14 protein-coding genes and 2 pseudogenes are annotated in these 18,509 nt (G+C 77.4%); 4 read left to right on the top strand and 12 right to left on the bottom strand.

Annotated features, from left to right (window positions below; all coding sequences use genetic code 11):
* Positions 1–91: 91 nt before the first annotated feature.
* The 5 genes and pseudogenes from ACFVFR_RS24155 to ACFVFR_RS24135 all read right to left on the bottom strand — a co-directional run bounded on the left by ACFVFR_RS24155 (position 92) and on the right by ACFVFR_RS24135 (position 5,889).
* Positions 92–2,095 carry an FAD-dependent oxidoreductase gene (locus tag ACFVFR_RS24155; protein WP_383705107.1) on the bottom strand — a complete coding sequence of 668 codons (2,004 nt, stop codon included), beginning with the start codon at positions 2,093–2,095 and terminating at the stop codon, positions 92–94.
* 828 nt (positions 2,096–2,923) lie between these two features.
* Positions 2,924–3,010 (bottom strand): annotated as a pseudogene (locus tag ACFVFR_RS24150) (FAD-dependent oxidoreductase); the annotation flags it as partial.
* Positions 3,007–3,591 (bottom strand): 2Fe-2S iron-sulfur cluster-binding protein, encoded by a 585-nt coding sequence (locus ACFVFR_RS24145; RefSeq protein ID WP_383705105.1) that lies wholly within the window; start codon positions 3,589–3,591, stop codon positions 3,007–3,009. The pseudogene ACFVFR_RS24150 and the gene ACFVFR_RS24145, both read right to left, overlap by 4 nt.
* A gap of 381 nt (positions 3,592–3,972) precedes the next feature.
* Positions 3,973–5,157, bottom strand: a pseudogene (locus tag ACFVFR_RS24140) (NAD(P)/FAD-dependent oxidoreductase); the annotation flags it as partial.
* Between the two features lie 39 nt (positions 5,158–5,196).
* Entirely contained in the window at positions 5,197–5,889 is a 693-nt protein-coding gene (locus ACFVFR_RS24135; protein ID WP_383705084.1) for a helix-turn-helix domain-containing protein, read from the bottom strand.
* A gap of 463 nt (positions 5,890–6,352) precedes the next feature.
* Between ACFVFR_RS24135 and ACFVFR_RS24130 the strand changes: the two genes are divergently transcribed.
* Entirely contained in the window at positions 6,353–7,960 is a 1,608-nt protein-coding gene (locus tag ACFVFR_RS24130; protein WP_383705082.1) for a diaminopimelate decarboxylase, read from the top strand.
* 348 nt (positions 7,961–8,308) lie between these two features.
* Here the strand turns inward: ACFVFR_RS24130 and ACFVFR_RS24125 are convergent, their stop codons facing one another.
* Positions 8,309–8,812 carry an AAA family ATPase gene (locus ACFVFR_RS24125; protein WP_383705080.1) on the bottom strand — a complete coding sequence of 168 codons (504 nt, stop codon included), beginning with the start codon at positions 8,810–8,812 and terminating at the stop codon, positions 8,309–8,311.
* Between the two features lie 308 nt (positions 8,813–9,120).
* Here ACFVFR_RS24125 and ACFVFR_RS24120 point away from each other — a divergent pair, with 308 nt between their 5' ends.
* Positions 9,121–10,215: a hypothetical protein gene (locus ACFVFR_RS24120; protein ID WP_383705078.1), complete on the top strand. Its 1,095-nt coding sequence runs from the start codon at positions 9,121–9,123 to the stop codon at positions 10,213–10,215.
* A 480-nt stretch (positions 10,216–10,695) separates the two neighbouring features.
* On the opposite strand, the gene ACFVFR_RS24115 is transcribed toward ACFVFR_RS24120, so the two are convergent.
* From ACFVFR_RS24115 to ACFVFR_RS24095, 5 genes are all read right to left on the bottom strand, one after another.
* On the bottom strand, positions 10,696–10,908 hold the full coding sequence (locus ACFVFR_RS24115; RefSeq protein ID WP_383705076.1) for a cupin domain-containing protein: 213 nt from the start codon (positions 10,906–10,908) through the stop codon (positions 10,696–10,698).
* A gap of 771 nt (positions 10,909–11,679) precedes the next feature.
* Positions 11,680–12,276 carry a hypothetical protein gene (locus ACFVFR_RS24110; protein WP_383705074.1) on the bottom strand — a complete coding sequence of 199 codons (597 nt, stop codon included), beginning with the start codon at positions 12,274–12,276 and terminating at the stop codon, positions 11,680–11,682.
* 299 nt (positions 12,277–12,575) lie between these two features.
* Entirely contained in the window at positions 12,576–13,427 is an 852-nt protein-coding gene (locus tag ACFVFR_RS24105) for a MurR/RpiR family transcriptional regulator (protein ID WP_383705072.1), read from the bottom strand.
* 264 nt (positions 13,428–13,691) lie between these two features.
* Positions 13,692–14,084, bottom strand: coding sequence for a cupin domain-containing protein (locus tag ACFVFR_RS24100; RefSeq protein WP_383705070.1), 393 nt, complete (start codon positions 14,082–14,084; stop codon positions 13,692–13,694).
* 95 nt (positions 14,085–14,179) lie between these two features.
* A complete protein-coding gene (locus tag ACFVFR_RS24095) occupies positions 14,180–15,079 on the bottom strand; it encodes an alpha/beta hydrolase (RefSeq protein WP_383705068.1) in 900 nt (299 codons plus the stop codon).
* A gap of 96 nt (positions 15,080–15,175) precedes the next feature.
* On the opposite strand from ACFVFR_RS24095, the gene ACFVFR_RS24090 reads away from it, so the two are divergent.
* On the top strand, positions 15,176–16,222 hold the full coding sequence (locus ACFVFR_RS24090) for a helix-turn-helix domain-containing protein (RefSeq protein WP_383705066.1): 1,047 nt from the start codon (positions 15,176–15,178) through the stop codon (positions 16,220–16,222).
* Positions 16,223–16,347: 125 nt separating this feature from the next.
* On the opposite strand, the gene ACFVFR_RS24085 is transcribed toward ACFVFR_RS24090, so the two are convergent.
* Complete coding sequence (locus tag ACFVFR_RS24085) at positions 16,348–17,766, bottom strand: acyl-CoA synthetase (protein WP_383705064.1); 1,419 nt, start codon at positions 17,764–17,766, stop codon at positions 16,348–16,350.
* Between the two features lie 302 nt (positions 17,767–18,068).
* Here ACFVFR_RS24085 and ACFVFR_RS24080 point away from each other — a divergent pair, with 302 nt between their 5' ends.
* Positions 18,069–18,506, top strand: coding sequence for a hypothetical protein (locus ACFVFR_RS24080; RefSeq protein WP_383705062.1), 438 nt, complete (start codon positions 18,069–18,071; stop codon positions 18,504–18,506).
* Positions 18,507–18,509: the final 3 nt, after the last annotated feature.

The following is an 18,509-nucleotide window of genomic DNA, read 5'->3' as shown; positions in this document are numbered from 1 at the left end:
CCGCTACGACAAGAGGGCCTACGTCTTCCACGGCACCGTCACGGTCGCGGCGATCCACCTATGGCTCCGACCGTGATCCGCCGGACAGGCCCTAGGGGGCGGTGGGGTCCGACGCGGGGTCGGGTGCGGGGCCGGGTGCGGGGTCGGGTGCGGGGCCGAGTGCGGGGCCGGGTGCGGGGCCGGGTGCGGGGTCGGGTGCGGGGTCGGGTGCGGGGCCGGGTTCCGGTGCGGGGCGAGGGTCGGCTGGTTGGGGTGAGCCCTCGGGGCCCGGGGTTACGTCCGACGCGGGCGAGGTGTCGGCGGAGGTGGCGGGACCCACCGGGCCTTCGGGCCCCAGGTACGCCACCCGCGTTGGCGGGGAGTCGGCGAGTCCACCCCGGTCACCGGGCACGGGAGCAGCCGCCCGCACCGGCGAGGGGTTGACGGGTTCGACCTGGCCCCCGGGGCCGGGAGCCCCCACCCGCGTTGGCGGGGAGTCGGCGAGTCCACCCCGGTCACCGGGCTCGGGAGCAGCCGCCCGCACCGGCGAGGAGTTGACGGGTTCGACCTGGCCCCCGGGACCGGGAGCCGCCACCCGCGTTGGCGGGGAGTCGGCGAGTCCACCCCGGTCACCGGGCTCGGGAGCAGCCGCCCGCACCGGCGAGGGGTTGACGGGTTCACCCTGACCCCCGGGACCGGGAGCCGCCACCCGCACCGACGGGGGGCCGGCGGATTCACCCTGCCCCCCAGGACCGGGACCGGGACCAGGCCCGGGAGACCCCACCCGCGCCTGCTGCGGAGAGTTGGCGGGTTGGGGCGAGGGTTCGGGTGGGGGGTTGGCGAGGTCGCCGAGGCGGATCGGTTGGGCGATGGGGCGGGCGTCGATGGCGTACCGGTCGGCGTAACGGGGCGTGGTGCGGGACCGGGTGGCGGGTGGGAGCGCGCTGGCGGACTCCGTCGGGGGCGGGGTCAGCGCGGTGGCCAGTTCCGTGATCGCGCGCCCGCAGGTGCGGCCCTGGCAGGCGCCGAGCCCGGCGCGGCTGGTGAGCTTCAGCGCGCGCACGCCGTCCACGTGCCGCTCGGCGACGGCCGCGCGCAGCGCGTCGTACGACACCTCCTCGCAGCGGCAGACGAGCGTGTCGCCGGTCAGCCACCCGCGCCAGCCCGGCCGCACCGGATGGGCGCGCGCCAGCGCGGCGGCGAAGCGGCGGCCCGAGCGGACCCGGCGCCGCAACCACGCCACCCGCTCCGGGTCGGCACCCCGCAGACCCAAGGCGTCGGCGGCCGATACTCCCGCCAACTCTCCTTCGTGTGCCGCGAGTTCGGCCCCGCCGACGCCGGTCAACTCTCCGGCGGCGTACACCCGTGGCACCGTCGTGGCCTGCCCCGCGCGCAGCGCGACACGCGGCGTACCGTCGGGGCCGTCCTCGACGGCGCAGCCGACGGCGAGGGCGAGTTCGAGTTGCGGGGTGAACCCGTAGCTCACGCACAACGCGTCCACGTCGTCGATCCGGCGCTCGCTGCCGGGCCGTACGGTCCAGTCGGGCGCGAGCCGGGCGGTGGTCACGGCGCGCAACCGGTCCTCGCCGTGCGCGGCGACGACCGCCCGTCGGGTGCGGTACGGGACCCGGTGGCGGGCCAGCGTGGCGGCGTACGAGGAGAGTTCGGGGAGCTTGCCCCGCCCGTCGCGCAGCGCGGCGAGCGGCGAGCGCAGCCAGCCCACCGGCGAGCCGGCCTCCAGCACCGCGACCACCCGCGCGCCCACGCCCAGCAGCGCCGCCGCCACCGGCAGCAGGAACGGCCCGGCGCCCGAGACGACCACCCGCCGCCCCACGGCGACCCGCTGCCCCTTGGCCAACGCCTGGGCGGCGCCCGCCGTCACCACGCCGGGCAGGTCCCAGCCCGGGAAGGGCAACGACCGGTCGAACGCCCCAGGGCAGAGCACCAGCGCGTCGGCGTGCAGCGTACGCGGCGTACGGAACCCGTCGGCCGGCCCGGTGAGCACGTGGACGACATGCGGCGACGCCGCTCCGCCCGTCCCCCGCCCCGGCTCGATGGACCAGGCCGTGCTGTGCGGCCAGTGATCGATCGCGGGATGAGCGGCGACATCCCTCACGAGACGCTGGCCCGCTGTGGGGAGACGGGGCCCGGGACGCGAGCCCGACGCCGGCCGCCGGCCCGTCGCGGGGTGGCCCGTCGGGCCGGGGGCCGGCCCGGCGGCTGGGCCCGCCGCCAGGTGTTCGCCTGCCGGCTCCGTGGCCGCGCCCACCACCAGGTGGCCTCCCAGACCGGCGGCCGACCCCTCGAACTGACCCACCACGCAAGAGCCCGGGGCGGAGGCCGGCCCGGCGGCTGGCCCCGGCGCCGGATGCTGACCTGCGACGGAGAGGCCCGAGCGGAGGGCATGCCCAGGGGCCGGCCCGGAAGCTGGGCCCGCCGCCAGATGCTCGCCTGCCGGCTCCGTGGCCGCGCCCACCACCGGGTGGCCCCCCAGACCGGCGGCCGACCCCTCGAACTGACCCACCACGCAAGAGCCCGGGGCGGAGGCCGGCCCGGCGGCTGGCCCCGCCGCCAGATACTCGCCTGCCGACTCCGTGGCCGCGCCCACCACCAGGTGGCCTCCCAGACCGGCGGCCGACCCCTCGGACTGGCCCACCACGCAAGAGCCCGGGCCGGGGGCCGGCCCGGAGGCTGGGCCCGCCGCCAGGTGCTCGCCTGCCGGCTCCGTGGCCGCGCCCACCACCAGGTGGCCCCCCAGACCGGCGGCCGACCCCCCGGACTGGCCCACCACGCAAGAGCTCGGGGCGGAGGCCGGCCCGGAGGCTGGGCCCGGCGCCAGGTGGTCGCCTCCGCGCGGGGTGCCCGGGTTCGTGGGAGGGGGGTCGGGGGGTGCGTGGCGGTGGTACTGGCCGCCGGCGCGAGCGCCGTTGTCCACCAGGACCACCCGCGCACCCGCCCGGGCGGCGGCCAGCGCCGCGTGCAGCCCGGCCGGCCCGGCGCCGATGACGACGATCCGCCGTCTCTCCGTCATGCCCGGCCCCTTCCGTCTCCGTCGTCGTCGGCGCTCGCCCCACGGGGGCGGCGCGGGCCGCTGTCGGTGCGATCCGTCGCGCGGCCGGTCTGATCGGTGCCGATCCGTCCGGCGGCAGCCGGGGTGGCGCCGGGCCGGCCAGTGGTCGCCGGACCGGTACCGGGCCGGCCGGTGTCGACCGGGTCGGCGACAGCCGGGCCAGTAGCGACCGGGGCGGCGCCCTTCCGCCCGGAGACAGCGGGGTCCGTGACAACCGGGGCGGTGGTGGTGTGGTCAGTGGCAGCCTGGCCGGTCCCCGGCGTACGGGGTGAGGAGGGTGGGAGGGGGGTGGCTGCGGAGCGCGGCAACTCCGCGCCCCGTTGTGTCTCCACCACGTCGCCCGGGGCGACCTCGCGCAGGCAGGCCCGCACGTCGGGGAGTCCGTTGACCACCACGAGGCAGTCGTGACACACCCCGATGCCACAGAAGACGCCGCGCCGCCGACCGCCACCCCGGGTCGTACGCCACGCCGCCCGCCCCATGCCGAGCAGTACGGCGGCCACCGTGTCGCCCGGGCGGGCGCGCCGCGCGGCGCCGTCCACGGTGAGCCCCACCGCGCCGAACCCGCTCGCCTCCGCCGCGTCGGCCGAACCTCCCCACACCCCCGCGCCTCCCGCCGGCTCCTCCCCCGCCCCGGGCCCCGACGCCACCGCCTCACCCGTTTCGGCTCGCCCCACCGCCCCGGCCACTGCCCGGCGTGCCGCCAACTCTCCGTCCCCCACCGATCCGACACGCTCCGGCAACCCTTCAGCCGCCGCCGAACCCGCCCCCGCACCACCCACCACCCCGACGGACGTAGCCAACCCAGCCAACCCAGCCACCCCGACCAACCTGGCCAACCCCGCCTCCCCCACCGACCCCGCCGCCCCGGCGCGCGCCGGGCGCGTGGCCTCGGCCTCGGTCGCGGGCTCGGGCGTGGGGCGGAGGCCCGGGCGGGCCACCCGGTAGGGGGCCGGGTCCAGGTGTGGGGGTTCACCGGTGAAGAGTTCGGCGAGGAGGTCGCCGGTCGCGGCGGCGAGGCCGATGCCCGCGCCCTCGTGGCCGGTGGCGTGCCACAGGCCGGGGCGGCGCGGGTCGGGGCCGATCACGGGGAGGTGGTCGGGGGTGTACGGGCGGAAGCCGCCGTACGCGCGCAGCACCGGCACCTCGGCCAGCAGGGGGAACAACGTGATCGCCCCTCGGGCCAGTTCACGCAGCACCGGCACCGGGATGGCCGGGTCGAAGCCCACCCGCTGCCGGCTGGAGCCGATCAGTACGGTGCCCGCCGGGGTGGCCTCCACGACGGCCGAGGTGCGCAGGTCGGCGTCGGCCGCGCCGACCGCGCCGACGTAGTCGGCGGCGTACACCTTGTGCCGCACCGTGCCGGGCGGCAGCGGGGCGGTGACCAGGACCAGGCCACGGCGCGGCAGGACGGGCAGCGGGGCGCCGGCCGCCTCGGCGAACGAACCCGCCCACGGGCCGGCGGCGTTGACGACCGCGCCGCACGGCACGTCGCCGCGCGTGGTGCGGACCGCGCGCACCCCGCCGCGCCGGTCGCGCCGGACGCCGAGCACGGTGACACCGCCGCGCACCTCGCTCCCCCGCGCCCGGACCGCCGCCAGCAGCGCCGTCGCGGCCAACACCGGCTGGAGCTGGGCGTCCTGGGGGTAGTGCAGGACGGTGTCGGCGCGCGGCGTCAGGTGTGGTTCCCGCGCGGCGGCCTCGCCGGGGCCCAGTTCGCGGGCCTGTACGCCGGCGGTGCGCTGGGTGGCGGCGAAGGCGCGCAGGGCGGCCGACTCGGCCGCGCCGATCGCGACGACGAGCCCGCCCTTGGCCTCGTACTCGCTCGCCGCGCGGCGCGGCCCGAGCTCCTCCCGCAGCCCGGCCAGCAGCACGGGCCAGCGGGCCAACGACGAGAGGGCCAGGGCGAGTTCGGGCCCCGGGGGTTTGTCGGACACCAGGAGGTTGCCCTCGCCGCTGGCGGTGGTCGCCGAGGCGAGGGGGCCCCGGTCGAGCACCAGCACCCGCACGCCGCGCCGGGTCAGGGCCTCGGCGCAGGCCGCGCCGATGATGCCGCCGCCGACGACGACCGCGTCGGGATGCCGTGGGTTCGTCCATGAAGCGTGCACGCAGCGCACCGCCGTTCTCCAGAAAGAACGTTGGTGACGCTAGTGCGGCATCGGGGGGCGGTCAATACCGGTGCCGGCCGGATACTCGATGAGGAGGACCGAGAGGACGGGTTCCGGCCCGGCGCTCTCGTAGATGTGGGGCTGCGAACCGGGCAGGCAGACATAGTCCCCCGGGCCCAGTTCGTACGGGTCGGCCGGCGGTCCGACGCGCAGGAAACCCTGCGTGACCACGACGTGTTCCAGTCCGGGGTGGCCGTCCGAGTGCTGGCGCGCGCCCGGCCGCACCCGCTGGTCGTACAGTTCGAGCACTCCGCCGCGCGGTTCGATCCGCCGCAGCATGCGCAGGTCCACGGCCCGGCTGCGGAGTACCTCCAGGCCGGCCGAGCGCACCACCAGCACGTCGGGCGGGGCCGGTTCGGCGAGCAGGTCGGACACCGGAACCTGCAAAGCGTTCGCCAGAGAGAACACCGTCTGGAGGGTGGGGTTGCCCTGGCCGCTCTCCAGTTGGGACAGCGCGCTCTTGGCGACGCCGGACCTGCGCGCGACCTCCGACAGCGAGAGCCCGCGCTCCACGCGCAGCGCGCGCACGTTGACCCCGAGCATCCGCCCGGCCCGCTGCTCCCCGACCTCGCCGCCCTGGCTCGCGCCGGCCCGGGCCCGCCCCCCGTCGCCCGCGCCCGGTGGGCCCGTCGCGCCCGGCCCGTCGACTGGCTCCCCGCCCGGCTCCCCCATGCTGGCCCTCCTCGGCTCTCGACGGCTGGCGACCGCGCGTCACTGTAACCAGCGCGCCGTCGGCACCGAGAACCGAGCGGTACGCACGCCCCCGGGCACGCCCGGACGACAACGCCCCGACCCCATCCCTCCGATACGCGCCTGACCCCGCCCGTGCGACACACCCTCGGCTCCGCCCCTCCGATACGCGCCTGACCCCGGCCGAGCGACGCGCCCCGGCGAGAAGCGCCGCCCTGGGCCCCACTCGCCACCGCCACCGCTCCCGTCGTGGCCTTGGACCCCACGCGCCACCGTCCGCCCCGTCGTGCTCCCGGGCCCCACGCGCCCGCCCCGCGCCCACGCGCACGCCCCTCGGCGGGTACGACGCGTACTACGCCCAGTGGCGTGGTCGCTCGCCGACGCGCCGTGCCCGGCCGGCCACGCGTACTGGGCAGCGCGCGGCCACGGTGGTGGAGTGGCGGGCATGACCTCAACGGAGACGGGCCACCAGCCGGCGGACGACGCGCCGCGAGGGCGACCAACGGCGGCGGGGGCTGACTCGCCCCCGGGCGGCGGGTCGACGGCGGGCCCGGAAGACCGGCCGCGCCCGGGAGCCGGGCCGGGCTCGGGCGCCGCGTCCCCGAACGCCGACGCCGCGCGCGCGGCGGGCCCCACGCGCGCGGCGCGCGCCGAGCGCACCCCGGGCGCCACGGACGCCGAACCGGGCGAAGCCGCCGCGCGGCGGCGCGACGTGGCGGTACGGGCCGCCGTCGAGCAGGGCCTGATCAACCCGGACGCACCGGTGATCGCTCTGGTGGACGTGGCCGCGGTGCGGGCTGGCGCGGTCGCGCTCCAGGCCGCGTTCGCCGAGGTCACCGCGCCGGGCACGCCGGTGTTGCACGCGTTCGCGGTCAAGGCGGCGGGGCTGGTACCGGTGTTGCGGCTGCTGGCCGACACGGGGCTGGGCTGCGAGGTGGCCAGCCCCGGCGAACTGGCCTTGGCCCAGGCGGCGGGCGTACCCCCGGAGCGCCTGGTGCTGGACTCGCCCGCCAAGACCGTGGCCGAACTGCGCACGGCCCTGTCGCTGGGTGTGGCCGTCAACGCCGACAGCTACCAGGAGTTGGCCCGCCTGGACGCGCTGGTGGCCGCCGAACCGACCACCTCGCCGCTGGGCCTGCGGGTCAACCCGCAGGTGGGCGGGGGCACGATCAGCGCGCTGAGCACGGCGACGGCGACGTCCAAGTTCGGCGTGCCACTCCGCGACGACGGCCCGCGTGGCGGCTCCCCGGCCGAGGTCAGGTCCCGGATCGTGGCCGCCGTGCTGGCCCGCCCGTGGCTCACCCGGCTGCACGCGCACATCGGCTCGCAGGGCGTTCCGCTGGAGCTGATCGCCAGCGGCGTGCGCCAGGTGTACGAGCTGGCCGAGGAGATCAACGAGGCGGCCGGCCGACGCCAGATCACCGGACTCGACCTGGGCGGCGGGCTGCCGGTCAACTTCGCCTCCGACACCCTCGCCCCGACCTTCGGCGACTACGCGCGGCTGTTGCACGCGACGGTTCCCGGGCTCTTCGACGGCCGGTACGCGCTGGTCACCGAGTTCGGCCGGGCTCTGCTGGCCAAGACGGGCACGGTGCTGGCGCGCGTGGAGTACACCAAGTCGGCCGGGGGCCGCGCGATCGCCATCACCCACGCGGGCGCCCAGGTGGCCACGCGCACCGTCTTCGCCCCGCGCTCCTGGCCCATCCGCGTCGCCGGCTACACCTCACGGGGGCGGCCCAAGGAGGGCGCGCCGGTGCCGCAGGACGTGGCCGGCCCCTGCTGCTTCGCCGGCGACCTGGTGGCCCAGAACCGGCCGCTGCCGCTGCTGGCCGAGGGCGACCTGACGGCGCTCCTGGACACCGGCGCGTACTACTTCTGCCACCACTTCGCCTACAACAGCCTGCCCCGGCCGGGTGTCTACGGCTTCGTGCTCGATCCGGGCGCGGCGACGGGCGTACGGTTCGCGACCGTGCGTGAGCCGCAGACCGTCGACGAGATCGTGGCCGAGAGCGGCGGCGCCCACCCGGACGCGCTGGCGGCCCTGGACGCCTGACGGCCCGCCGTACGCGACGGCCCACCCGCCCCGACGCGTCCCGCGCGCCTGACGCCCCGCCACACGGGCCCCGGACGGGGCGGCGTGCCGGTGCGTTCGCCCATGTCGCGCACGAACGCGGTCTCACACGACGGAAGCCCTCCCCCAGTGTGACCGGAGAAGGGCTTCCAACAGAGCGCCGAGCAGGCCTTGCACCTACATCCCTCGTTTGGAGACGAGTATCTTTCCTTAGACGACCGACGCATCAACCCCCGCCCCTCGGGGCGGCGTTGCGTGATCCACTTTACCCCAAGCCTCACCCTGCGTCGAACCAGCCGTCGGGGCGTCCCGGCGCACCGGGACGCGGGCTCACAGGGTCGCCCGCTCGTGCGCGTGGGCCGCGATCGCGGCGGCCGTCTCCCGTGGGGTCTGGGTCGCGGTGTCCAGCCACCAGCCGGTGTCGCCCAGGCGTGCGCGGAGCCGCTCGTACTGCGGGGCGAAGTCGAAGTGGACCCGGGCGCGCTCGGGGCGCCGCGCGTTGCGCTCCCGGCACACCGCGAGCGGCGGTGCCAGCACGACGAACCGCACGGGTCGCGGGCGCAGCCAGCCCACCATGGCGTCGAGCATCTCGCGGTCGGCGATGGTGTGCTCGATGACGGGGAGGATGTCGTGCTCGGCGAAGTTGGCGGCCAGCGCGCACATGTTGCGGGCGCCCAGCATCGCCTGCCGCCGCGACTCGGCGGCCGGCTCGCCGAGGAAGCCGACGCGCCCCCGCACCACCATGTACGACAGGACGTCACCGCTGATGTGGGCCGCGCGCTCGTAGTGCTCGGCCACCAGGGGCGCGACCGTGGACTTCCCCGAACCGGGCATGCCCGAGATGATCAGGCACCCCGTGGAGCGTGGATCTGCCGGCACGAGCCCTCCCGCGTCGTGTGCCCGGCCGGCCACGCCACCCGTCGTCCCACGGGCCCGGCCGCACCTCGCCGCATCGTCGCAGTCGCATCGGGCCGCGCGCACCCGGGTTTCACGCGCGCCCCTTTCGGAGGCACGGCGGCGGCCGTCGTGGGCGGAGGGTGGCGACGCGGGCCGCGTATCCGACAAAGCGGCGAAGAAGGGACTTAAAGTGCGGCGTGGCATGCCTCCGCAGAAGGGTGGTGGGGCCGCCCGGCCCGCACACGATGGATCTCGCGTTTCTTCACCGTCTGTACGAGGGCGAGAGCCCTGTCGCCTCCGTTCACCTGGACACCTCACGTGCGACGCACGACGCCGACCAGCGGATCGAGCTGCGCTGGCGGGCGGCCCTGCGGTCGCTGACCGACCAGGGCGCGGACCCGGAGACGCTCGCGGTGCTGGGTCGGGCGGTCGGCGGCGTCGCCGAGGTGCCGGGGCCGCAGGGGGAGGCGCTGTTCGCGTCGGGCGGGCGACTGCTGGGGGCCTTCACGTTGGCCGAGCCGCCCGCCGCCGACACCGCGCGGTTGCTGCCGGTGCCCGACCCGCTGGGCCTGGTGCTCGACCGGGACCACCAGCTTCCGCACGTGGTGGTCGCCGTCGACCGGGAGGGCGGCGACGTCAGCGCCTACCCGGCCGCCGCGCACGAGCCCTCCCTGGAGCGCACGTTCAACGGCAGCACGCTGCACATCAGCCGGGTCAGGGCGGGCGCCGAGGCACAGGCGTCCTTCCACCGACGGTCGGTCAACCTGTGGACGGAGAACACCCGGCAGGTGGCGGACGACGTCCGGGCGGCGGCGGCCGAGGTGGACGCGGCGGTGGTGCTGATCGCCGGGGACCCCAAGGCGATCGGGCTGCTGCGCGAGCACCTGAGCGAGCGGCCACCGGTCGGGGAACTGGTCTACGGAGAAGGCGGCCGAAGCGACGTCTCGGCCCGCGCGGCGCTGCGGGCCAGCGTGGACGTGGCCATGCGCACGGCCATGACGGCCCGGCACCTCGACGCCCTGGCGACCCTGGAGGCCGAGCTGGCCGAGGGGCGGGCCGCGCAGGGCGTCCCGGCCGTGCAGGAGGCGTTGACGGCGGGCCGGGTGGCGACCCTGCTGCTGGCCGCCGACCGCACCGACGACCCGGACCTGTACGCCTCCCGCCGCGACCCGCTGGCGCTGGGCACCGACCCGGCGGCGCTGGGCGATGACCCGACGGCGTTCCGGGCACCCGCCGCGCCCCTGCTGCTGCGCGCGGCGGCCCTGAGCGGCGCGTCCTTCACCGAGATCCTGCCGCCCGCACGCGCGACGGACGGCGTGGCGGCCCTGCTCCGGTACTGACGCCCCGCCACCACCCCCGCCCGACCGTCCGTCCGTCCCCACCCGCGCCCGACACCCGGACACCACGACCACGACGCCCCGCCGCCGCACGCCACTGGCCCCGCCAGCGGCCCGCCTCCCGAGCCGGTACGAGCCCAGCCGCGCGTCCTCGGCCCGGCCAGCCCCACGGGGAGAGCGCCACCTCGCGGTCACGGGCCCACCTCGCGGCCCCCACCCACGCCCGGCTTCCGCCGCCCCCACCCGTACAAGCCCAGCCACCAGCCACCAGGCCCGGCCAGCCCCACGGAGAGAACGCCGCCGCACGGTCACCAGCCAGCCCACCCACGCCCGGCTTCCGCCGCCCCCACCCCTACGAGCCCAGCCACCAGCCACCAGGCCCGGCCAGCCCCACGGAGAGAGCGCCGCCGCACGGTCGCCGGCCGGCCCCTCTGACGCGTACGTCACGAGACCGCGCCGCGCGGGCTGACTCCGCTTCGTCGGTCACCGGTGCGGCGGCGGGTCGACCTCGACGATCAGGAGGGTGCCCGTGCTGCCGGGGCGGGCCCGGTGCGGGGCGCCGGCGGGGACGACGAGCAGTTCGCCGGCGCGTACGTCCACCGGCTCGCCGCGCACCTCGGCGGCGAGGAAGCCGTCGAGCACGAGCAGCGCCTCGGTGCTGGCGTGGCTCTCCAGTGCCAGCGGCAGTTCGCTCATCCGCGACACCTTGACCGCGCTCGTACCGACACGGCCGACCACCCGCGAGTGCCACGCCCGGGGTAGCCCGGCCGCGACCTCCCGCAGCGCGACGGGCGCGAGCCCGCCGCCGGGACCGTCACCGCAACCCCCACCGGAACCACGGTCGGCCCCGCCGCCGGAGTCACCCCCGGAACCGCCACCGGACACCGCGCCACCAGCCGCCACGCCCCCGGGCATCGCGTCCCCGGCAGCCGCGCCGGGCGGCACCGCGTCACCGGGGAGCGCGCCGTCAGGCAACGCACCGTCAGGCAACGCACCGTCAGGCAACGCGCCGTCAAGGGTCACGCCGTCGAGGGCCGTGCCCCCAAGCGCCCCGTCCCCGTCCGCCCCGTCCGCGAGCGCCGCGCCCCCGGCAGCCGGGGGTCTGGACGTCGGGGCCCCGCGCCGCGCGGTCCCGCCGCGCGCGGTCCCGGACACCGTGGCCCCGGACGTCGCGGCCCCGAGCGTCGCGGCCCCGGGCGTCGCGGCCCCGGTCCGTGGGGCCGGCTCCCGCTCGTCCGGGGTGGTCGTTCCGGTGTCCTGACGTCCGCGCATCGCGTGCTCCCGCCCTGGGTGCCGGATGCGGCTCCGGGGCCGGGTCCGGCTGCTGATCACCGCCCGGTCGAGCGGCCTGACCAGCACGTTAGTCCGGTGAGCTGGGGCGGTGGCTGACCGTTCGGCAAAGCCTCGGCCACCGCGCGGAGCCGGGCCGTCGGGCCCTTGGCGGGGCGGAGACCAGCGGGTCGGTGGTCAGCGGACCGGTGCGGGGGTGGCACCGCGCCTGGCGCCGCCGGGCCGCGCGTCGCCCGCGATCGCGCCCGTCGTCAGGTAACCGCGTACGGACGCGTGCCCCGGGCCGCCGAGCGACCACGGGCCCGGCAGCGCGTCCGTCCGCACCCACAGCAGCGCGTCGTGGTCCTCTTCCCAGCGGCCGATCCACAGGGCCTTCCACCACAGCCCGGCGCCCACGCCGGCCAGCAGCATCCCGACCGTCGCGGGGGCCACGAACGAGGTGCCGACCGCCAGCGCGAACAGCGCCGCCAGGTGCCACCGGTGCGCGCGCCGCCAACCGCGCACGCTGACGGCGCGGTCCTGGAGGACGACGGTCTTGCCGGCACGTGAGGCGGAGCGCGCGAGTGCGGCGTACCGCCCGCGCCGCACCAGGGCGCTCACCGCCAGCGCGACCAGGAACAGGGCGGCGCCGGCCAGGACGCCGATCGTGCGGCCGGTCACGCTCGGGACGAGCAGCCCGAGGCCCGCCGCGCCCCACCCCAGCCACCACAGCCACCCAGCGGGTGCCCGCACCAACACCGCCACCCGTGCCACCGCGTACGCGCCGCGCCCCACGTCCTGCCTCCTCGATCTCGGTCATCACTTTGCGTGCGGCTCCGCCGGCGCGCGCTCGCGCCGGGGTGAGCCCCTTGCGGCGGGACTGTACTCAGCGCGGATGAGAGTTCGCTGAGACACCCGGCCGGGCGGCGCCCCGCGAGCGGGCGCGGGGCCGGTCGCCGAGCCCGGGGCGCGTCGTCGGCGGTCCGACGGGGCGCGGGCCCGGGTCGCGTGGGCGCGGGGTGCCACGGCGGCGGGCGGCCCGTCGGCCCCCCGGACGGCGTCGGCCCGTCGGTCCACGAGAGGGCGGCGGCGCGTCAGTCCTCGAAGAGGCCGCGCGCCGCCGCCTTGGCGTCGAACTCCTCCAGGCGGGCCTGCGCGTCGGGCAGCGCGTCGCACATCGCCTCCAGCAGCACCCGCCCCAGCAGCATCGGCGCGCAGGCCGTGTCGAAGGCGAGCCCGGTACCCACGGCGGCCGGCAGCAGCAGGTCGCTGTGCCCGGCGACCGGGGCGAACGCGCTGTCGGCGACCGTGACGACGGCCAGGCCGGCCGAGCGCGCGTACTCCAGCGCCGCGACCACCTCGCGCGGGTGGCGCGGCAGCGCGAAGCACAGCAGGGCGCTCGCGCCGGCGGTGGTGGCCGCGTCGATGCGGTCGGCGAGCATCGTGCCGCCCTCGTCGAGCAGTCGGACGTCCGGGTGCACCTTGCGCGCGAAGTAGCTGAACCCCGCCGCCTGCGCCGAGGCCGCGCGCAGGCCCAGCACGGGCAGCGGGCGGGAGGCGGCGAGCAGTCGGCCGGCGCGGGCGACGGGCTCCGGGTCGGCCAGCAGCGTGGCGAGGTGGCGCAGGTTGTCGATCTCGGCCTGGACGGCCTGCTGGTACTCGTTGGCCGCCGCCTGCCCGGCACTCCGCTCGCTCGGGGCGACCTCGCGCAGGTGCTTGCGCAACCCCGGGTAGCCGTCGAAGCCGAGCGCCACCGCGAAGCGGGTCACCGACGGCTGGCTGACGCCGGCGAGTTCGGCGAGTTCGACGCTGGAGAGGAAGGGCGCGTCGGCGGCGCGGCGGACCATGCAGTGCGCGATCCGGCGCTGGGTGGGCGTGAGCCGGTGGCCCTCGAAGAGTCGCTGGAGCCGCGCCGCCGCCCCGCTCGCGTCCGGCGTCTGATCCATCGTGCCCTCCCGGCGACATCGGCGCCCCGCGTGCGCTCGCCCACCGGCCCGGCCCGACCCCGGACGGGCCGGGCCACGCCGCGCCGCTCATTCAGATACGGCCTTATCTGCATGAATATATGCAGCAGGCCGCGACGGGGCGAACCGTACGGCGTACGCGCCCGCCGCCGGGAGGGTGTACGCGGCGGGCGCCGGGGGCGCGTACGCGGTGGCACCGGGGGCCGGGGGCGGGTCGGCTCGGCACCGCGCGACGGACCCGCGCGCTCAGCCGCGCGGCGCGCGCGGCTCCAGGCGGCTGCCGCGCGGCACGGTGACGGACATCAGGTCGCTGGGCGCGTCCAGGGCGATGCGGTGCCAGCGCCCGCGCGGCACGATGACCGCGCTGCCGGCCGGGAGCGCGACCTCCTCCTCCGGCTCGCCGGCCCGCTCCGGGCGGAAGTACAGGCGTATCCCGCCGGCCAGACAGGAGACGACCTCCTCCGCGTGCGGGTGCACCTCCCAGTGGTCGCCGTGCACGTCCGCGTCGGTCGCGGCGTGGAAGGTCATGACCTGCCAGCCCTCGCCGGCGTGGTCGAACTCCGGCTCCTTGGCCCGGGCCCGGCCGCCCTGGTCCAGCTGGACGAAGGTGGCGAAGAGGTCGATCGGGGTCACGGTCACGGTGTGCTCCTTGGCTTGGTCACGGCGTGTCGGTGGGTGGCGGGCCGGTGGACGGATGGGCGGGCGGGTACGCGGGGCCAGCGGCCGGGGCCGGCTCAGGTGGTCAGGGCGCGGCGCAGGGTGGCGCCGAGTTCGGCGAACTGCCGCTGCGAGACCTCGGCGGAGAGGATGGCCTGCGAGCCGTGGAAGGTGCCGGCCCAGTGGTGCAGTTCGACGGAGACCCCGGCCCGGAGCAGCCGTAGCGCGTACTCGATGTCCTCGTCGCGGTTGGGGCACAGCTCGGCGGCGGCGACGTAGGCGGGCGGCAGGCCGGTGAGGTCGGTGGCCCGCGCGGGGGCGGCGTAGGGCGTGGCCGCGCGACCGCCCAGGTAGTGCCCCCACGCGGTGGTGACGTTCGAGCTGTTCATCCACGGCGTGTCGGTGAGGTTCCGTCGCGACCAGGTGCGCCGGCGGTCGTCGAGCCCCGGCTGGTTCAGGAGCTGGTAGCGGATCGGTGGGCCCTGCTCGTCGCGGGAGCGCAGCGCGAGCCCGGCCGCGATCCCCGCGCCGGCGCTGTGCCCGCCGACCGCGATCCGATCCGGTGCGACCCCGAGTTCCCCGGCGTGCTCGACGGTCCAGTTCAGCACGGTGTACGCGTCGTCCAGGGCGGCCGGGAAGGGGTGTTCGGGGGCCAGCCGGTAGCCCACCGAGACCACCACCGCGCCGGAGGCCGCCGCCAGCCGCGCGGCCCACGGGTGTTCGGTCTCCACGTCGCCCATCACCCAGCCGCCGCCGTGCAGCCAGACGACGGCGCCGGGCGCCGCCGCGTGCGGGCGGTAGAGGCGTACGGGCACCGCCGGGTCGCCGGGGACCGTGCGGTCCTCGACGGCCATGCCGGTGGTGTCCGGCGCGGGCACGGAGCCGGCCAGCGCGGCCAGGCCCGCCCGCTCGACGACCGGGTCGCGCAGGTCGGCCTTGGGGAACAGGGGGACGAACGCTTCGAGTTCGGGGTCCATGACGGCCATCCTGCGCGGGCCCGCCCCGCCCGGTCATCCGCCAACCGTCGGACGCCAGGGGGCGATCGCGCGCCGATCGGCGCCTATCCTGCGGCCATGGAGGCACTGGCCGTACGGCTGTCGCGACTGGACACGCACGTCGAGGGCGCGATCCGGGTCGTCATGTTCTACGACACGCTGATGCGCCGCCGCGTGGACCTGCCGGCGCTCGCGCGCGCCTCGGCGGGCCTGGCCGAGTGCGTGGTCGGGGCGCGGCTGCACGACACGGGGCGGGTGCTGCGGTTCGGGCCCGACGGCCAGCCGGCGCCCGCCCCGCCGGCGCCGGCCTCCAGCACGGAGCGGATCGTGCTGGACGAGGAGGAGATCGGCGCGGTGTGGCTGGAGCGCCCCGGCCCGCCGAACCCGCTGGACGAGGTCCTGCTCGACCGGCTGGCCATCGCCGCCGCCGCGGTCGTCGAGCGGTACGGCCCGGCCCGCACCACGATGGCCGACCCCGCCCTGGTGGAGCTGGTGATCAGCGCCGAGAGCGACGAGGCGGGCCGGGCGCGGGCCCTGCGGCTGCTGGGCTTCGCCGCCGACGCGCCCGTCCACGTCCTGGCCGTACGCACCCGGCTCCCGCTCGACCGGGTCGCGGGCCTGCTGTGCCCGGCCCAGCGGGTGAAGGCGGCGCCACTGGCCGACGTGGGGGTCGTCCTGGCCAGCGGCGCGGCCCCGGAGCGGGTCCCGACGGGGGTGCGCGCGGGCGTCGGGGCCGCCGACAGCCCGGCGCCCGCCTGGCGGCAGGCCCGCACCGCGCTCCGCTTCGCCACCGCCGGCACCCCCCTGGTCCGCTACCGCGAGCTGGGGGCGCTCGCCCTGCTCGCCGAGGCGCCGCCGGCGGCCGTGCGCGACAACGCCGACGTGGCCGCGCTGGCCCGCCTCGCCGACGGAACGGGCGATCTGGAGACCCTGGAGACCTACTGCGCCACCGGCTCGCTCCGCCGGGCCGCCGACCTGCTGCACCTGCACCACAGCAGCGTGGCCCGCCGACTCGACCAGCTCGGCAGGGCCCTGGGGTTCGACCTCACCGAGCCCACCGGCCTGATGCGGGCCAGACTCGCGCTGGCCGCCTGGCGCCTGCTCGACGAGAACGAACCCGACTAGCCGGCGGGGGGCCGGGCTCCCCGGCGCACCGAGGCCCCGCCCCCGTGGTGCCGTACGTCGCGCCGGCCTCCGCGCCCGGTGGTGCCGGGCTCCGCCAGGTGGGCGGGGCGTGTCGGGGTGTGGCCCTACGCCGGTGGCAGCAGTCGCTTCTGCGGCTTGCCCATCGCGTTGCGGGGCAGCGCGTCCAGGAAGCGCACCCGGCGCGGGCGCTTGTGGGCGGAGAGGTGGCCCGCGACGAAGTCGATCAGCTCCCGCTCGCCCACCCCGTCGGCCACCACGTACGCCACGACCTCCTGTCCGAGGTCCTCGTGCGGCGCGCCGACGACGGCCGCCTCGCGCACGGCCGGGTGGTCCAGGAGGGCGTTCTCCACCTCGCCGGCGCCGATCCGGTACCCCCCGGACTTGATCAGGTCCGTCGACGCGCGGCCCACGATGCGGTGCGTGCCGTCCGGCGCGATGGCGGCGATGTCGCCGGTGCGGAACCAGCCGTCGGCGGTGTACGAGGCGGCCGTGGCCTGCGGCCGGTTCAGGTAGCCGTCGAACAGGGTCGGCCCGGTCACCTCCAACTCGCCGATCTCGGCGCCCGGTTCGGTCACGACGCGGGTGCGTACGCCCGGCAGCGGCACGCCGACGTGGCCGGGGCGGCGCTCGCCGTCGGCGCGCGTGGCCACGGTGATCAGGGTCTCGGTCATGCCGTACCGCTCCACCGGCCGGTGCCCGGTCAGCTCCGCAAGCCCCCGGAAGACCGGCGTGGGCAGGGGCGCGCTACCGGAGACCAGCAGACGGGCGCCGCGCAGCGCGCGGGCGGCGGCCGGGTCGCCCACGACGCGGTGCCACACGGTGGGCACGCCGAAGTAGAGCGTGCCGCCGGCCTCCGCGTACGCCTGCGGCCTGGGCCGGCCGGTGTGCACCAGGCGGCTGCCCACACGCAGCGCGCCCAGCACGCCGAGGACCAGGCCGTGCACGTGGAACAGCGGCAGGCCGTGCGCGAGGGTGTCCTGCGGGGTCCAGGCCCAGGCGTCGGCGAGTCCGTCCAGGCCGGCGGCGACCGCGCGTCGGGAGATCAGCGCGCCCTTGGGGGCGCCGGTGGTGCCCGAGGTGTAGAGGACGAGCGCGGTGGCGGCCTCGTCCGGTTCCGGCTTGGCCCACGTGCCGCGCGCGCTCACGTCCACGGGCACCACCTCGACGGCCGGCCCGCCCGCGCCCGGGGCCGCGCCGGCGGCGTCGTCGCCCGCGCCGCCGGGCCCGACGAGCAGCAGGGCGGCGCCCGAGTCGCGCAGGATGTGGTCGCGTTCGGCGGGCCCGGCGTCCGGTGGCAGCGGCACCACGGGCACCCCCGCCAGCAGGCCGCCCACCACGGCCACCACGGTCTCCAGCGTGGCCTCGGCCCGCACGGCGACCACCGGCGCGCCCGCGACCCGCGCCGCCACCGCGCTCGCGGCCCCCAGGAGTCGCTCCCACGAACAGGAGCGCCCGGCGATGGTCAACGCGTCGGGCCGGTCATCGACCGCGCCCGCCAGGGCCGCCAACAGAGCCTTGCTCACCAGCGATTCCTCTCCTTTGAGGCCGCACCGCGACCTGTGCCACGACCGTGTCGCGCCCCCGCGCCGGCTGCCCGGGAGATCGCCGCGCCCGTGCGTCTCGTACGACGCCGGAGGTGACGTTACCCAGCCCCGCGTCCCTCGCGTGCGCGGACCACCCGCCCACCGGGCCCCGCGCGCCCCGCCCACGGCCCCGGACGCGGGCGGGCGCGGCCGGCCGGCGCCGGGCAGGGTGCTGTCCCCCCGGGTCGATAGGGGGGCTGACCCTACTTACACCGCTGACCGATGCCCGTAGCGTAAGCACCATGGACGCCCGCGACCCAGAGCTGAAGAAGGAACTCGACGCCACCTTGCAGACCCGCAAGGAGCTCGGTCCTGAGTACGAGTCTGAGCTGGTCGACTCCTTCCTGGAGAAGGTCGAGCAGCGCTTCAACGACACCGCCGACCGGCATGTGCGCCGACAGTTGGCCGAACAGCAGATGTCCGCCGCGCGCGGCGTGCGCTCCCCCGCGGGGTCGGGCACCGATCCCGCCGCCGGCATCGGTGTCGGCGAGCGGTTCGGCTTCGTCGCGGTCTCGCTGGTGCTCGCCATCCCGCTGTCGGCGATCGCCGTGGTCAACGAGGGCCTGCCCGGCCTGCTCGTCGCGTGGGCCGGCATCTTCGGCGTGAACGCGGTACACGCCCTCGGCGGCTTCGCGTTCCTGCGCCGGGATCGCAAGAAGTCCGTCAGCGACTGGGACTAGCGG

It is taken from the genome of Streptomyces sp. NPDC057702 (assembly GCF_042799315.1).
Taxonomy (GTDB): domain Bacteria; phylum Actinomycetota; class Actinomycetes; order Streptomycetales; family Streptomycetaceae; genus Streptomyces.
Note: the sequence above shows the minus strand (reverse complement) of the source record. Positions and strands in the feature narration are given on the sequence as shown.

Excerpts from the sequence above, each read along its gene's own strand:
- ACFVFR_RS24125 (WP_383705080.1), bottom strand. The coding sequence starts at position 8,812 with ATGCCCGGTTCGGGGAAGTCCACGGTCGCGCCCCTGGTGGCCGAGCAC.
- ACFVFR_RS24120 (WP_383705078.1), top strand. The coding sequence starts at position 9,121 with ATGGATCTCGCGTTTCTTCACCGTCTGTACGAGGGCGAGAGCCCTGTC.
- ACFVFR_RS24090 (WP_383705066.1), top strand. The coding sequence starts at position 15,176 with ATGGAGGCACTGGCCGTACGGCTGTCGCGACTGGACACGCACGTCGAG.
- ACFVFR_RS24095 (WP_383705068.1), bottom strand. The coding sequence starts at position 15,079 with ATGGACCCCGAACTCGAAGCGTTCGTCCCCCTGTTCCCCAAGGCCGAC.
- ACFVFR_RS24115 (WP_383705076.1), bottom strand. The coding sequence starts at position 10,908 with ATGAGCGAACTGCCGCTGGCACTGGAGAGCCACGCCAGCACCGAGGCG.
- ACFVFR_RS24130 (WP_383705082.1), top strand. The coding sequence starts at position 6,353 with ATGACCTCAACGGAGACGGGCCACCAGCCGGCGGACGACGCGCCGCGA.
- ACFVFR_RS24135 (WP_383705084.1), bottom strand. The coding sequence starts at position 5,889 with ATGGGGGAGCCGGGCGGGGAGCCAGTCGACGGGCCGGGCGCGACGGGC.
- ACFVFR_RS24105 (WP_383705072.1), bottom strand. The coding sequence starts at position 13,427 with ATGGATCAGACGCCGGACGCGAGCGGGGCGGCGGCGCGGCTCCAGCGA.
- ACFVFR_RS24080 (WP_383705062.1), top strand. The coding sequence starts at position 18,069 with ATGGACGCCCGCGACCCAGAGCTGAAGAAGGAACTCGACGCCACCTTG.